This is a genomic window from Streptomyces sp. NPDC053431, assembly GCF_044544925.1.
GTDB lineage: Bacteria > Actinomycetota > Actinomycetes > Streptomycetales > Streptomycetaceae > Streptomyces.
The window spans coordinates 320,087-333,794 of sequence record NZ_JBITXX010000007.1 but is presented as its reverse complement, the minus strand read 5'-3'; the positions used below and the strand labels follow the sequence as shown (position 1 = coordinate 333,794).

Below are 13,708 nucleotides of genomic sequence, written 5' to 3'. Positions count from 1 at the left end.
GAGGGCCTCGGGACGGTGTCGTCCCGGGGCCCTCGCCCGTGGCGCGGGAGACCCGGACGGAACCGAACGCTCCGCCGGTGCGTGTCGATGAGTGGTGTTCCCCACAAACCTTCCGGTTACGGAACCGGACGGGTGCTCATGGGTGTTTCAGTGGGAAGTGGCAGGTAATCGGCGACGATGGAGAAGCGTGTGATGACGTACGGCAAGCGCCGTAAGAGCCTGGCGGCGGCCGCCGCGGTGCTCGGCGGCGTGCTGGTGCTCTCGGCGTGCAACGACAGCGACAAGGGCGGCGCCGCCGACGCCTCGCAGCAGTCACAGGCTCAGGTCGACGAGGCCGCCGCGCAGAAGACCTCGAAGGCGCAGATCACCATCTCGCCGAAGAACGGCTCCCAGAACGCCTCGATCAACGACGACGCCAAGGTCACCGTCGCCGACGGCAAGCTCACCGAGGTCACCATGACCTCCGCCGAGGGCGAGACCGTCAAGGGCGAGATAGCCGCGGACGGCCTGAGCTGGACGCCGAGCGGGCAGCTCAAGCGCGGCACCGTCTACAAGATCGCCGCGACCGCCAAGGACGCCGACGGTCTCGAGGCGCACGAGAACGCCTCCTTCACCACCGTCTCGAAGGCCAACAGCTTCATCGGCAACTTCACGCCGGAGGACGGTTCCACGGTCGGCGTCGGCATGCCGGTCTCGATCACCTTCAACAAGTCGATCACCGACAAGAAGGCCGTCCAGAGCGGCATCTCGGTCACCTCCAGCTCCGGCCAGGAGGTCGTCGGCCACTGGTTCAACGCCCAGCGGCTCGACTTCCGTCCCGAGAAGTACTGGACCGAGGGCTCCACGGTCACCATGAAGCTGGACCTCGACGGCGTCGAGGGTGCCAACGGCGTCTTCGGTGTCCAGAAGAAGACGGTCACCTTCAAGATCGGCCGCAACCAGGTCTCCGTCGTCGACGTGTCCGCCAAGACCATGACGGTGAAGCAGGACGGCCGCACGATCAAGACCATCCCGATCTCGGCGGGCTCCCCGGAGAACACCACCTACAACGGTGAGATGGTGATCTCCGAGAAGTTCAAGGAGACCCGGATGAACGGCGCCACCGTCGGCTTCACCGACTCCGACGGCAAGGGCGAGTACGACATCAAGGACGTGCCGCACGCCATGCGCCTGTCCACGTCGGGCACGTTCATCCACGGCAACTACTGGGGCTCGCGCTCCATCTTCGGCAGCGTCAACACCAGCCACGGCTGCGTGGGCCTCGCCGACGTCAAGGGCGCCGGCGACCCCAACCAGCAGGCCGCGTGGTTCTACGACCACTCGATCATCGGCGACGTGGTCATCGTCAAGAACTCCAAGGACAAGACGATCGCTCCCGACAACGGCCTCAACGGCTGGAACCTGAGCTGGTCCGAGTGGAAGGCCGGCTCCGCCGTCTGACCCGTCCGCACCACGTGAACGGCCCCCTCGCCCGAAGGCGAGGGGGCCGTCGCGTCATGTCGCCCCGTCAGGCCGTTTCCTCCCGGCCCGGCCCCCGGGCCTACTCCCGTACGTCCACGGGCTCGTCCACGCCCCACTGCGCGAGCAGCCGCAGCGCGTCCGCCGAGGGCGAGCCCGGCTCCGCGTGGTACGTCACCAGGATCAGGTCCGGGTCGTCGCCGGACACCTTCAGGGACTCGTACGCCAGCGTCATCTCGCCCACCAGCGGATGCCGCAGCCGCTTCGTTCCGTGCCCCTTGTCGGTCACCGTGTGCGCCGCCCACAGCGAGCGGAACTCCTCGCTCCTGACCGACAGTTCACCCACCAGGGACAGCAGTTCCTGGTCGTCCGGGTACATGCCGGCGTACAGCCGCAGCACGCTCACGACCTCGGTCGCCTTGCACTCCCAGTCGACGTACAGATCACGCGCGTTCGGGTCGAGGAAGATCATCCGGGCCATGTTCCGCTCGCGCGGCTCCCAGGTGGTGAAGTCGCCCAGCAGGGCCCGCGCCATCCGGTTCCAGGCCAGGATGTCGCCCCGGCGGCCCAGCACGAAGGCCGGCACGCCCTCCATGGCGTCCAGCAGGTGCGTGAGGCCGGGCCGCACCTTCTGCGGGCGGGTGATCGCCGCCCGCTGCCGCTTCTTGACCGTCGGCTTCGCCAGGTGCGTCAGATGCGCCCGCTCGGTGTCGCTGAGCCGCAGTGCCCGCGCGATCGAGTCCAGGACCTCCGTGGACACGTTCTTGCCGTTGCCCTGTTCGAGACGCGTGTAGTAGGCCACGGAGACCCCGGCCAGCTGGGCCAGCTCCTCGCGGCGCAGGCCGGGCACCCGGCGGTGCCGCCCGAACTCGGGCAGCCCCACGTCCTGCGGCTTCAGGCGCGCCCTGCGGGTCCGGAGGAATTCGCTGAGTTCGGCACTGAGGTCCATACCTCCCCAGTATTCCCGGTCGGGAGCGGTGCCGGACGTACGTTCCTGACCCTGCCAGTGGTAGGCACGCCGGTCGTAGGCAGACCAGGGCACTGGGTGCGGCCGGATCCGTCCGGCAAGCTTTCAGCCATGACCACGACCGTTTCCGCCATCGCCGCACCCGCCCCCGACGCCCCGCTGGAGCGCACCACCATCCCCCGCCGGGCCGTGGGCGAGCACGACGTGCTCATCGAGATCAAGTACGCCGGCATCTGCCACTCCGACATCCACCAGGCCCACAACGGCTGGGGCGAGGGCATCTTCCCGATGGTGCCCGGCCACGAGATCGCTGGCATCGTCACCGAGGTCGGCCCGGGTGTCACCAGGCACCAGCTCGGCGACCGCGTCGGCGTCGGCTGTTTCGTGGACTCCTGCCGGGAGTGCGAGTACTGCCGGCAGGGCCTGGAGCAGTACTGCGTCAAGGGCATGACCGGCACGTACAACGCCCTCGACAAGAACGGGGAGCCGACCTACGGCGGCTACTCCACCCACATCGTCGTCGACGAGAACTACACCCTGCGCATCCCCGAGGGCATCTCGCTCGACGTCGCGGCCCCGCTGCTGTGCGCCGGCATCACCCTCTACTCGCCGCTCGCCCACTGGCAGGCCGGCCCCGGCAAGAAGGTCGCCGTCGTCGGCCTCGGCGGCCTCGGCCACATGGGCGTGAAGATCGCCCACGCGCTCGGCGCCGAGGTGACCGTGCTCAGCCAGTCCCTGAAGAAGCAGGAGGACGCCCTCAAGCTGGGCGCCGACCACTACTACGCCACCAGCGACCCGGAGACCTTCGCCGCCCTCCGCGGCAGCTTCGACCTGGTGATCTCCACGGTCTCCGCGCCGCTGGACTTCGACGCCTACCTGAGCCTGGTCAGGACCGACGGCGCGCTGGTGAACGTCGGCGCCCCCGAGGAGCCGGTCAAGGTCGGCCTGTTCTCCCTCATCGGCGGCCGCAAGACGCTGGCCGGCTCGATGATCGGCGGCATCAAGGAGACCCAGGAGATGCTGGACTTCTGCGCCGCCCACGGCCTGGGCGCCGAGATCGAGCTGATCACCGCCGACCAGGTCAACGAGGCCTACGCGCGGGTCGAGGCGTCCGACGTGCGCTACCGCTTCGTGATCGACGCGTCGACGATCTGACGCCCCGCCGCACCGGCCCGCCGGGGCATGACGTGCGAGGTAATCGACCCGTACGCCATGCCCCGGCACGCTGTTCCCATGACCGCCTACGCCATCGGAAACCTGCACCCGAAGCCCGTCCTCGACGAGGAGGTCTTCGTCTACATGGAGCGCATCCAGGACACCCTCGACCCGTTCGGCGGGCGCTTCCTGGTCCACGGCGCCCCCACCCGCGAGGTCCGCGAGGGCGCCTGGCCGGGCGCCGTCGTCATCATCGGCTTCCCGAGCTTCGAGGACGCCCGCGCCTGGTACGACTCCGCGCCCTACCAGGCCCTCGTCCCGCTCCGCACCCGGCACATGAACGGCGACGTCCTGCTGATCGACGGCGTCCCCGAGGGGTACGAGGCGGCCGCCACCGCGGCGGCCCTGCGCGCGGCGACCCGCTGACCCCGGTCAGGCCACCTTGCCGCAGACCGACCCCGGTCAGGCCACCTTGTCGCAGAGGGACTCGGTCGAGCCGTACAGCAGGGTCAGCGTCTTGAAGCCGGTGGGGGAGACGTCCAGCGTGAAGGCGCCGTCCACGGTGTACAGACCGCGCCCCACGTTGCCGCCGCCCTCGCCGAAGCCCGCCAGGATCGGCCCGACCACGTACCAGCGCTGCGAGCGGTCCGGCCGCGTCTCGACCAGCGCCCGGCCGCTCGCGTCGGCGTCGTACGAAGCGCCGGTGGCGGAGTTGACCACCCGGACCACCAGATCGCCCTTGTACTCCACCACCCGCGTGCCGTCCGGGTAGGTCGCGACCGTCCGCCGCACGACCTCGTCGACCACGGGTGAGCCCTGGACCGCGAAGTCGCAGCGCGCACCGGCCGGATAGGCCCAGGCGGGGGAGGGAGCGGGCGTCCAGTCGCCGACCGGGTCCTGGGCACCCGCGGGGGCCGCCGTGGCGAGCAGGGCGGCTCCGGCCGCCACGAGCGGGACGAGCGTGCGTCGCATGGAAACTCCTGGGTGGGAGGGGTGGTTGAAGGTGACGGCGCCTCGGCGGCGCCGTCGTCCCTCACCCTCCCGCCGGGCTCTGACCACATCCTGACCAGGCCCGGGAACCGCCGGTCCGCCGCGGTCAGCCGCGGGCCGCCCGGCGCGCCTTCTTCACCTCCTCGGCGATCGCCCAGCTGTCCGCCACCGGCCCCAGGTGCCCGAGCTTGTCGGGGTTGACCACGGTGTGGATCGACCGGACGTGTCCGTCGGCCATGTCGAGCGCCCAGGTGGTGATCACCTTGCCGTCGCGGTCGCGGAAGACGGCACCCGGCCCGCCGTTGACCTCCTGCGGGTCCATCGTGACCTCGATCCCCCCGAGCGCGGCGAAGTACGAGGCGATGAGGCGGGCCACGTTGTCCGCCCCGACGATCACCCGGGCCAGCTGCGGCGCCTTGCCGCCGCCGTCGCCGACCAGCTGGGCGTCGGCGGACAGCAGGTCGCGCAGCTCCGCGACCTCGCCCTCGCGCAGGGCCTGGAAGAAGCGGGCCGCGAGCTCCTCCCGTTCCTCGCGGTCCGCCTCGTAGCGGGGGCGGCCCTCCTCCATGTGCTTGCGGGCCCGGACGGCGAGCTGGCGGCAGGCCGCCTCCGAGCGCCCCACCGCCTCGGCGACCTCCGGGAAGCCGAACGCGAACACCTCCCGCAGCACGAACACCGCGCGCTCCAGCGGGCTGAGCCGTTCGAGCAGCAACAGGGCCGCCGTCGACACCGAGTCGGCGAGCTCGGCCGCGCGCGCCGGGTCCTCGTACGGGTCGGAGAGCAGCGGCTCGGGCAGCCACTGACCGACGTACTCCTCCCGGCGGACCCGCGCCGAACGCAGCACGTCGATCGAGATCCGGGTGACGGTCGCCGACAGGAAGGCCTTCGGCGAGACCGGCCGGGTCGGGGTGGCCGCGTAGCGCAGCCAGGCCTCCTGGACCGCGTCCTCGGCCTCGCTGACGCTGCCGAGGATCCGGTACGAGATCGAGAACAGCAGCGGCCGTAGTTCCTGGAACTCCTCGGTCCTGTCCGCTCGGTCCGTGTCGATCGCGTTCACGCCAACTCCTCCTCGGATCATGCCGTCATGACGGGCGGCGCGCCCGTCGGACCGCGCCCCTCGACCATCATGATCAACGCCGGATCGCCCGCGAGCGGGCGGAACGGCCGTTTCCCTGCCGGGAACCCGGCTCGACCGGGTGCCGAAGGCGGAGCGGTGGCCCCCGCGTGAGCCCCTACCCGCCCGCCGGCCCGGCGTACCCCCACCGCACCGCCACCGCACCGCCGTACGCTCCGATCCCATGGACTTCAGCCTGCTCGGCCCCTTCGAGGCCCGCCACGAGGGCATACGCGTCGACCTGGGCATCCGCCGGCAGGAGCGGTGCCTGCTGGCGATCCTGCTGCTCGACGCGGGCCGGGTCGTGTCCGTGCCCCGCATCGCCGACCTGCTGTGGAACGGCGCCCCGCCGGACTCCGCGCGCGGCACGGTGCACACCTACGTCGGCCGGGTGCGGGCCGCCCTCAAGCCGTACGGGGTGACCGTGGCCACCCGGCACGACGGCTACGCGGTCGACCTCTCCGGGCACACCGTGGACGTACGGGAGTTCCTCGACCTCGCCGGTCAGGCGGCCGTGGCCGGCGACCCCGGCGAGCAGGTGCGCTGCTACGACCGGGCGCTCGCCCTCTGGCGCGGCCCGCTGCTCGACGGCACCGTCGACGAGGCCCTGCGCGACCGGCTCGGCGGGCGGCTCGCCGAACTGCGCCTCACCGCCCTGGAGCAGCGCGCCGAGACCCGGCTCACCATGGGCCTGCACGCCCGTGTCCTCGCCGACCTGGGCCCGCTCGCCGCCGAACTCCCCGGCAGGGAAAGGCTGGTGGCCGCCCTCATGACCGCCCTCTACCGCGCCGGCCGGCAGGCGGAGGCGCTCGCGCTGTACCGGACCACGCGGCGCCACCTGGTCACCGAACTCGGCATCGACCCCGGCCCCGCCCTCACCACCCTCCACGACCGCATCCTGGCCGGCGACCCGCGCCTCGACCGCCCCCCGGCCCCGCTCTACGCGGTCCGCGTCCGCGACCAGTGGCTGCCCTGGACCACCAGCGGCCACCCCGCCCTGGAGTTCTGCAACACGTTCGCCGGCTGGCACCACACCCCCGAGGTCCCCGGCTCCGACTGGCTGCGCGCCTACGAGACCCTCGCCGTCTGGGCCGGCCACCACGACCTCGCCGACGACCCCCAGGTGGACCGCCTCCTCAGGGAGGCCGCCGCCCGCCCCGACGCGGCCGCCGCCGCCCTCGCCGAGGCCAGGGCCTTCCGCACGGCTCTCTACGCCTGCCTCACCGACCCCGCCGACGTCCGCGCCTTCCACACCGTCGCCGCCGTCGCCCAGCAGGCCGCCCGCTCCGCCGTCCTCACCCTCGGCCCCGACGGCCTCGCCCAATGGCGCCTCGCCCCCTCCGCGGGCCTCGACCTCCCCCTCCACGCCACCGCCCGCGCCGCCGCCGAGCTCCTCGCCGACCCGCGCCGCCTCACCCTCCGCGCCTGCCCGAGCGCCGACTGCGGCTGGCTCTTCCTCGACGAGTCCGGCCGCCGCCGCTGGTGCTCACTGGCGACCTGCGGGGCGTGAGGGACGGGGCGCGGAAGCCGAGAGGCCCCCAAGACTGCCCGCACCCGGCAACGACGCGGGCCGGTGGCGGGGCGTACGGTCACCCGGGACGAGGGGGAGGGGCCGGGATGGCGGGGAGCGGTACGGGCGGGCTGTTCACCCTCGCGTGGGGGGTCTTCGCGACGGGCCTCGGCACGATCGTCGCCACGGACTTCCGGGGCGCGGCGCACGCCGCGGCGCGCTCCAGGGGCACGAGCGTCCGTTTCCAGCGTGTCGTCGCGGCGGTGTTCGCGCTGGTGGGGCCGGTCGTCCTGGTCGTGGGGGTGCGCGAGTTGATGCGGGGGAAGGCGGTCGGCGGGGACATGCCCCGGCTGCCCGTGCCGTTCCTCCTGTTCAGGGCCTTCGCCGTCGCCGTGGCCCTGTGGACCATGTGGCGTCCGGGGGGCTGGGTGCGCCGTGCATGGGCCGCCGGCGGCGTCCTGCGGCAGGGCGCCGCGGCCGTGACCGCGCTGACGTGGATCGGCTTCGCCCTCGGGCTCGGTTTCGGGCAGCAGATCGTGATGCTGGTGAGCTGGCTGCTCGGTGGCGCCGCCGGCCTGATCCTGCTGCTCCTGGAGGACCCTGCCGAGGAGCGGGGCCGGCCGGGCGCCGGCCCCACGCGCTGACGGGCCTAGTCCGCCTTCGCCACCCCGATCGGGCACGAGACGCCCGTGCCGCCGATGCCGCAGTAGCCCGCCGGGTTCTTGTCCAGGTACTGCTGGTGGTAGGCCTCGGCCGGGTAGAAGGTGCGGTCCTGGGCCGGGAGGATCTCGGTGGTGATGGTGCCGTAGCCGGAGCCGGTCAGGACCTGCTGGTAGGCCGCGCGGGAGGCCTCGGCCGTGGTGGCCTGCTCGGGGGAGTGGGTGTAGACGGCCGAGCGGTACTGGGTGCCGACGTCGTTGCCCTGGCGGAAGCCCTGGGTCGGGTCGTGGGACTCCCAGAACAGCTTCAGGAGGCGCTCGTAGGAGACCTTCGCCGGGTCGAAGACCACGCGCACGACCTCCGTGTGGCCGGTGAGGCCCGAGCAGACCTCCTCGTAGTGCGGGTTCTCCGTGTAGCCGCCCTGGTATCCGACGAGGGTCGTGTACACGCCCTCGGTCTGCCAGAACTTGCGCTCGGCGCCCCAGAAGCAGCCCAGGGCGAAGTCCGCGACCTCCAGGCCCTCCGGGTACGGGCCGAGGAGCGGGGTGCCGAGGACGGTGTGGCGCTCCGGGACCGGGAACTCGGGCTCGGGGCGCCCGCGCAGGGCCTGGTCGGGAGTGGGGAGGACGGGGGTGCGGGACAGGAACATGCTGCATCTCTCCTCGACGGTGGGCTCTCGGCACAACGTTCCCCGCACCCCGGGGATTCCCCTACCGCGGCAGCGTCGCCGGGCTGCCGCCGTTCGCCTCGTAGCCGGCCACGGCGATGTTCCGGCACGCCGTGTACGCGGCCGCCGGGTCCTCGTTCAGCGTCCACGGCAGCGCGCCCACGTACCCGTCGACGTGTACGAGCAGGGCCATCGCCTCGGCCCAGCGCTCCGCCCCGATCAGGAAGGACACCAGCAGATGGCGTACGTGCGCGAGCATCGGGTCGTCGGGGCGCGCCGAGTGCACCGCGTACAGGGCGCCGGACACGGCCTTGGTGACGACGGCCGTGCGGTGGAAGTCCACGCCGACGACGATCTCCGGCCGGTTCTCGAAGACCGCGAACAGCGGCAGCGCGGCGAGCAGCGAGCCCCGCGGCGCGCGGGCCGCGGCCGTCGTCGCGAAGTGGTCGGCCTCCTCGCGCGAGCCGTGCCACTTCCCGCACCAGTAGAGCAGGGCCGCCAGATGCGCCCCCATGTGCGTGGGCGCGCGGTCGATGACCTTCGCCCACAGCAGGTCGAACTGCTCGGGGGCGTACCCGAGTCCGCGGGCCACGGCCAGCTCGGAGATGTACGGCACGGGGTCGCCCGGTGCGAGGACGGCCGCCTCCTCGCAGGCCTTGCGCGCCTCCTCCAGGATGACCCGGAAGTCGTCGCTCCCGGCCGTCGAGGACCGCCAGGCCCGCTGCACCAGGAACTCCGCGTACACCTGGGCGCCCCCCGCGTCCTCGGGCGCCTCGGCCTTCCACGCGCGCAGCCACGCGCCGCCCACGCCCGGCCGCTCGGCCAGCTCCAGGGAGGCGGCGCCCGCGAAGGCCTGGACCCGCTGCCAGCGGATCTCGCCCTCCTGCCCGGTGCCCTTCAGCAGCTGCGAGGCGGCCCGCCAGTCCTGGGTCGCCTGGACGACGTCGAGCACGTCGAGGAGGTCCCGGTCCGGCCCCGGCAGCCGCACGTCCTGCTCCTCCTGGCGCAGGAATCCGTAGGCCGCGGGGTCCGCCGCGTCGGGGGCGCCGGGGGCCACCTGCCGGATGCCGCCGCCACGCCGGCGGAACACGAAGGGGCCCAGGACGCCGAAGATCAGCCCGAGCGCGATCAGGAACCAGAGAATCTCCATGTGTCCATTGTCCAGGACACCGGCGAACGCCTGCTGAGACGGAGGGCGGCGACCGGGCCCCCACGGGACTACGCTCCTGCCTCATGAGCGACCAGCACACCCACCAGAGCTTCGAGACCCGCGCCATCCACGCGGGCAACACCGCAGACCCGCTGACCGGCGCGGTCGTCCCGCCCATCTACCAGGTGTCCACCTACAAGCAGGACGGCGTGGGCGGGCTCCGCGGCGGCTACGAGTACAGCCGCAGCGCCAACCCGACCCGGACCGCCCTGGAGGAGAACCTGGCGGCCCTGGAGGGCGGCCGGCGCGGCCTCGCCTTCGCCTCCGGACTCGCCGCCGAGGACTGCCTGCTGCGCACCCTCCTGGTCCCGGGCGACCACGTGGTCATCCCCAACGACGCCTACGGCGGCACCTTCCGCCTCTTCGCGAAGGTCGTCGAGCGCTGGGGCGTCGACTTCTCCGTCGCGAACACCTCCGACGTCGAGTCGGTGCGCGGCGCGATCAACGACCGCACCAAGCTGATCTGGGTCGAGACCCCGTCGAACCCGCTGCTCGGCATCACCGACATCGAGGCCGTCGCGGGCGTCGCCCGCCAGGCCGGCGTGAAGCTGGTCGTCGACAACACCTTCGCCTCGCCGTACCTCCAGCAGCCGCTGTCGCTGGGCGCGGACGTCGTCGTCCACTCGCTGACCAAGTACATGGGCGGCCACTCCGACGTCGTCGGCGGCGCCCTGGTGACGGCCGACGCGGAGCTCGGTGAGGAACTGGCGTACCACCAGAACGCGATGGGCGCCGTCGCCGGCCCCTTCGACTCCTGGATCGTGCTGCGCGGCATCAAGACGCTCGCCGTCCGCATGGACCGGCACAGCGAGAACGCCGGCAAGATCGTCGAGATGCTGACCCAGCACCCGAAGGTCACCCAGGTCCTCTACCCGGGCCTGCCGGAGCACCCGGGCCACGAGGTCGCCGCCAAGCAGATGCGCTCCTTCGGCGGCATGATCTCGTTCCGCGTGCAGGGCGGCGAGGAGGCGGCCGTCGAGGTCTGCAACCGCGCCCAGCTCTTCACCCTGGGCGAGTCCCTGGGCGGTGTCGAGTCGCTGATCGAGCACCCGGGCCGGATGACGCACGCGAGCGTCGCGGGCTCGGCCCTGGAGGTCCCGGCCGACCTGGTCCGCCTCTCCGTCGGCATCGAGAACGTCGACGACCTGCTCGCCGACCTGCGCCAGGCGCTGGGCTAGTACGCCCCGGGGCCGGGTCCCCTCGGGGCCCGGCCCGCGCCGGCGTCCGGCCCGGGCTCACCAGCCTTCGAGCGGCGGTGTCGTCCCCGCCGGGGGGACCTCCCAGGGGCGGGCGACCGAGGCCCAGACGACGAAGGCGGCGACCGCGAGCGCGAGCAGCGTCCAGCCGATCCGCCGCACCACCCGGTCCCGGTGCAGCAGCCGGGTGCCGCGGGCGGCGGCCCTCGCGGCGAGGTCGCCGGGGACGTGCGGACGGGCGGTGTCCATCATCCGCCGGACCTCGTCCTCCTTGTCCTCGTGCCGGTTCACGAGGCGGCCCGCAGGGCGCTCACGGAGCGGGCGCAGACGGCCCGGACGCGCTCCTCGGGCAGCCCGAGGAGCGCGCCGGTCTGCTCCTCGGCCACCCCCTCGTACAGCCGGAGCACGACGACGAGGCGTTCCTGCGGGGTGAGCGCGGAGAGCACTCCGCCGCGGCCGCGGTGGTAGCGCCAGGCGGTGCGCGCGAAGCGGGTGGCGAGGTCGGCCCGGGTGACGTCGTACGGGTCCTCGCCGCGCAGCCGGTCCCAGTGGGCGTAGGTGTGGGCGAGGGAGGCCGTCAACAGGGCCTGGGCGAGCGGGTTGCGGTGCGCGGGCTCGGTGGTGAGCAGGGTCGCCGCATGCAGCAGCCGGCCCGACGCCCCGGCCACGAACGCGTTGAACTCCCGGGTGCGGGCGGTGTTTTCGCCGGAGTGGCCGTGATTCGACTCGCGCACGTCCTCATATGAGGACAGCGCGCGCCGCGGGTCAAGACCCGTGCGGGAGCCCCGGGGTCACGACTTGGGCGCGGCGTCGTCCGCAGCGGCGGGCAGCCCCGACTGGCGGGCCGACAGGGCCGAGTTGAAGCGGGTGAGCAGGGTGCAGAAGGACTCGCGCTCGGCGGGCGTCCAGCCGTCCGTGACCTCGGCCATCAGCCGGCGCCGCGAGGTGCGGACCTCCTCCAGGCGGGCCTGGCCGCGCGGGGAGAGCTGGAGCACGACGGCCCGGCCGTCCTCGGGGTGCGAGGTGCGCTTGACCAGGCCGGTGTCGACGAGCGGGGCGACCTGGCGGGTGACCGTGGAGGAGTCGATGCCCATGCCGGCGGCGAGCGCCTTCACACCCATCGGGCCCTCCTGGTCGAGCCGGTTGAGCAGCAGGTACGCGGCGCGGTCCATGGAGTTGCGGAGCTGCCCGGTGCCGCCGAGCCGGGTCTGCTCGGCCCGTCTCGCGAAGACGGCCACCTGGTGCTGGAGGGCGTCGAGGAGACCGGGGTCAAGCTCAGTCGTCATGTCCTGAGATGTGGGCATGGCTGTGGTGGCTCTCTCGTGCGGTGGGCGGTTGGTGGGGGACAGAGTACGCGGACCTGCCGGGGTCCGTACCGGCGCTGCGAGAACCCGCTGCGAACCCGGGTGCGACAGGGCCGCGGAACGGGTGGCGCACCGTGCCTCCGGCGGCCGGTGCCCCTGTGAGCTGCGAGACTTGCGGTCATGAGCTTCCGTACGCCAGACCCCTTGCACCGCCTCATGCTCGACGACGTGCGCGGGGCGCAGAAGATGCTCGCCGGGGTCGCCCGGATGACCCCGATGGAGGGGAGCCGGCACCTGTCCTCGATGGTCGGGGCGCCGGTCCACCTCAAGTGCGAGAACCTGCAGCGGACCGGCTCGTTCAAGCTGCGCGGCGCGTACGTGCGGATCGCGGGGCTGCGGCCCGAGCAGCGCGCGGCCGGCGTGGTCGCGGCGTCGGCCGGAAACCACGCGCAGGGCGTGGCGCTGGCCTCCGCCGTGCTCGGGGTGCACGCGACGGTGTTCATGCCGGTGGGCGCGCCGCTGCCGAAGGTGGCGGCGACCCGTGAGTACGGGGCGGAGGTGCGGCTGCACGGCCACGTCGTGGACGAGACGCTCGCGGCGGCCGAGGAGTACGCCCGGGAGACCGGCGCGGTGTTCATCCACCCCTTCGACCATCCGGACATCATCGCGGGCCAGGGGACGGTCGGCCTGGAGATCCTGGAGCAGTGCCCGGAGGTGCGGACGATCCTGGTGGGGGTCGGCGGCGGCGGTCTGGTGGCCGGGATCGGTCTCGCGGTGAAGTCGGTACGGCCCGACGTGCGGGTGGTCGGCGTGCAGGCGGAGGGCGCGGCCGCGTATCCGCCCTCGCTCGCGGCGGGGCATCCGGTGGCGATCGACTCGCCGGTGACGATGGCGGACGGGATCAAGGTGGGGCGACCGGGCGACGTGCCGTTCGGGATCGTCCGGGAGTACGTGGACGAGGTCCGCACCGTCTCGGAGGACGCGCTCTCCTCGGCGCTGCTGCTCTGCCTGGAGCGGGCGAAGCTGGTGGTGGAGCCGGCCGGCGTGAGCCCGGTCGCGGCGCTCCTCTCGGACCCGGAGGCGTTCCGCGGCCGGGGGCCGGTGGTGGCGGTGCTGTCCGGCGGGAACCTCGACCCGCTCCTGATGCAGCGGGTGCTGCGGCACGGCATGGCGGCCGCCGGGCGCTATCTGAGCCTGCGGCTGAAGGTCACGGACCGGCCGGGCACGCTGGCGACGCTGCTCGCGGTGCTGACGGTGGTGGACGCGAACGTGCTCGACGTGAGCCATGTCCGGACCGATCCCCGGCTGGGCCTGACGGAGGCGGAGGTCGAGCTGCACCTGGAGACGAAGGGGCCGGAGCACTGCCGGGAGGTCGCGGAGGCGCTGCGGGACGCCGGATACAAGGTGCTGGGCTGACCGCCGCCTCCGGCAGGCCCGGCCGGCACGAATCGGTTGCGTGTCGCGATGTATCGCGTCA

Annotated in this window: 15 protein-coding genes; 7 read left to right on the top strand and 8 right to left on the bottom strand. The window is 72.9% G+C overall.

Annotated features, from left to right (window positions below; translation table 11 throughout):
* The first annotated feature begins 177 nt into the window (after positions 1-177).
* Entirely contained in the window at positions 178-1,440 is a 1,263-nt protein-coding gene (locus ACIGXE_RS19840) for an Ig-like domain-containing protein (protein WP_399749054.1), read from the top strand.
* Positions 1,441-1,540: 100 nt separating this feature from the next.
* On the opposite strand, the gene ACIGXE_RS19835 is transcribed toward ACIGXE_RS19840, so the two are convergent.
* Positions 1,541-2,407 carry a helix-turn-helix transcriptional regulator gene (locus tag ACIGXE_RS19835; protein ID WP_399749053.1) on the bottom strand — a complete coding sequence of 289 codons (867 nt, stop codon included), beginning with the start codon at positions 2,405-2,407 and terminating at the stop codon, positions 1,541-1,543.
* A 129-nt stretch (positions 2,408-2,536) separates the two neighbouring features.
* Between ACIGXE_RS19835 and ACIGXE_RS19830 the strand changes: the two genes are divergently transcribed.
* Together ACIGXE_RS19830 and ACIGXE_RS19825 are read left to right on the top strand one after the other, a co-directional pair.
* Complete coding sequence (locus ACIGXE_RS19830) at positions 2,537-3,580, top strand: NAD(P)-dependent alcohol dehydrogenase (RefSeq protein WP_399749051.1); 1,044 nt, start codon at positions 2,537-2,539, stop codon at positions 3,578-3,580.
* A gap of 78 nt (positions 3,581-3,658) precedes the next feature.
* Positions 3,659-4,006, top strand: a complete 348-nt coding sequence (locus ACIGXE_RS19825) for a DUF1330 domain-containing protein (RefSeq protein WP_399749050.1) — start codon at positions 3,659-3,661, stop codon at positions 4,004-4,006.
* A gap of 36 nt (positions 4,007-4,042) precedes the next feature.
* Here the strand turns inward: ACIGXE_RS19825 and ACIGXE_RS19820 are convergent, their stop codons facing one another.
* Together ACIGXE_RS19820 and ACIGXE_RS19815 are read right to left on the bottom strand one after the other, a co-directional pair.
* Entirely contained in the window at positions 4,043-4,552 is a 510-nt protein-coding gene (locus ACIGXE_RS19820; RefSeq protein ID WP_399749048.1) for a hypothetical protein, read from the bottom strand.
* 124 nt (positions 4,553-4,676) lie between these two features.
* On the bottom strand, positions 4,677-5,648 hold the full coding sequence (locus ACIGXE_RS19815) for an RNA polymerase sigma-70 factor (RefSeq protein ID WP_399749046.1): 972 nt from the start codon (positions 5,646-5,648) through the stop codon (positions 4,677-4,679).
* Positions 5,649-5,868: 220 nt separating this feature from the next.
* Here ACIGXE_RS19815 and ACIGXE_RS19810 point away from each other — a divergent pair, with 220 nt between their 5' ends.
* Both ACIGXE_RS19810 and ACIGXE_RS19805 read left to right on the top strand, forming a co-directional pair.
* On the top strand, positions 5,869-7,194 hold the full coding sequence (locus ACIGXE_RS19810) for a BTAD domain-containing putative transcriptional regulator (protein WP_399749044.1): 1,326 nt from the start codon (positions 5,869-5,871) through the stop codon (positions 7,192-7,194).
* A 107-nt stretch (positions 7,195-7,301) separates the two neighbouring features.
* Positions 7,302-7,838 (top strand): hypothetical protein, encoded by a 537-nt coding sequence (locus ACIGXE_RS19805; RefSeq protein ID WP_399749042.1) that lies wholly within the window; start codon positions 7,302-7,304, stop codon positions 7,836-7,838.
* A gap of 5 nt (positions 7,839-7,843) precedes the next feature.
* Here the strand turns inward: ACIGXE_RS19805 and msrA are convergent, their stop codons facing one another.
* Both msrA and ACIGXE_RS19795 read right to left on the bottom strand, forming a co-directional pair.
* Entirely contained in the window at positions 7,844-8,503 is a 660-nt protein-coding gene (gene msrA / locus ACIGXE_RS19800) for a peptide-methionine (S)-S-oxide reductase MsrA (RefSeq protein WP_399749040.1), read from the bottom strand.
* A 61-nt stretch (positions 8,504-8,564) separates the two neighbouring features.
* A complete protein-coding gene (locus tag ACIGXE_RS19795; protein ID WP_399749038.1) occupies positions 8,565-9,671 on the bottom strand; it encodes a hypothetical protein in 1,107 nt (368 codons plus the stop codon).
* Positions 9,672-9,754: 83 nt separating this feature from the next.
* Between ACIGXE_RS19795 and ACIGXE_RS19790 the strand changes: the two genes are divergently transcribed.
* On the top strand, positions 9,755-10,909 hold the full coding sequence (locus tag ACIGXE_RS19790; RefSeq protein ID WP_399749037.1) for a cystathionine gamma-synthase: 1,155 nt from the start codon (positions 9,755-9,757) through the stop codon (positions 10,907-10,909).
* A gap of 57 nt (positions 10,910-10,966) precedes the next feature.
* On the opposite strand, the gene ACIGXE_RS19785 is transcribed toward ACIGXE_RS19790, so the two are convergent.
* The 3 genes from ACIGXE_RS19785 to ACIGXE_RS19775 are packed head-to-tail and all read right to left on the bottom strand — an operon-like array spanning position 10,967 to position 12,231.
* Positions 10,967-11,218 (bottom strand): hypothetical protein, encoded by a 252-nt coding sequence (locus ACIGXE_RS19785; protein ID WP_399749035.1) that lies wholly within the window; start codon positions 11,216-11,218, stop codon positions 10,967-10,969.
* Entirely contained in the window at positions 11,215-11,661 is a 447-nt protein-coding gene (locus ACIGXE_RS19780) for a sigma factor-like helix-turn-helix DNA-binding protein (RefSeq protein WP_399749033.1), read from the bottom strand. The genes ACIGXE_RS19785 and ACIGXE_RS19780 overlap by 4 nt, the downstream gene beginning before the upstream one ends.
* Before the next feature lie 57 nt (positions 11,662-11,718).
* Entirely contained in the window at positions 11,719-12,231 is a 513-nt protein-coding gene (locus tag ACIGXE_RS19775; RefSeq protein ID WP_399749032.1) for a MarR family winged helix-turn-helix transcriptional regulator, read from the bottom strand.
* Positions 12,232-12,411: 180 nt separating this feature from the next.
* Between ACIGXE_RS19775 and ilvA the strand changes: the two genes are divergently transcribed.
* A complete protein-coding gene (gene ilvA / locus ACIGXE_RS19770; protein ID WP_399749031.1) occupies positions 12,412-13,647 on the top strand; it encodes a threonine ammonia-lyase in 1,236 nt (411 codons plus the stop codon).
* Positions 13,648-13,708: the final 61 nt, after the last annotated feature.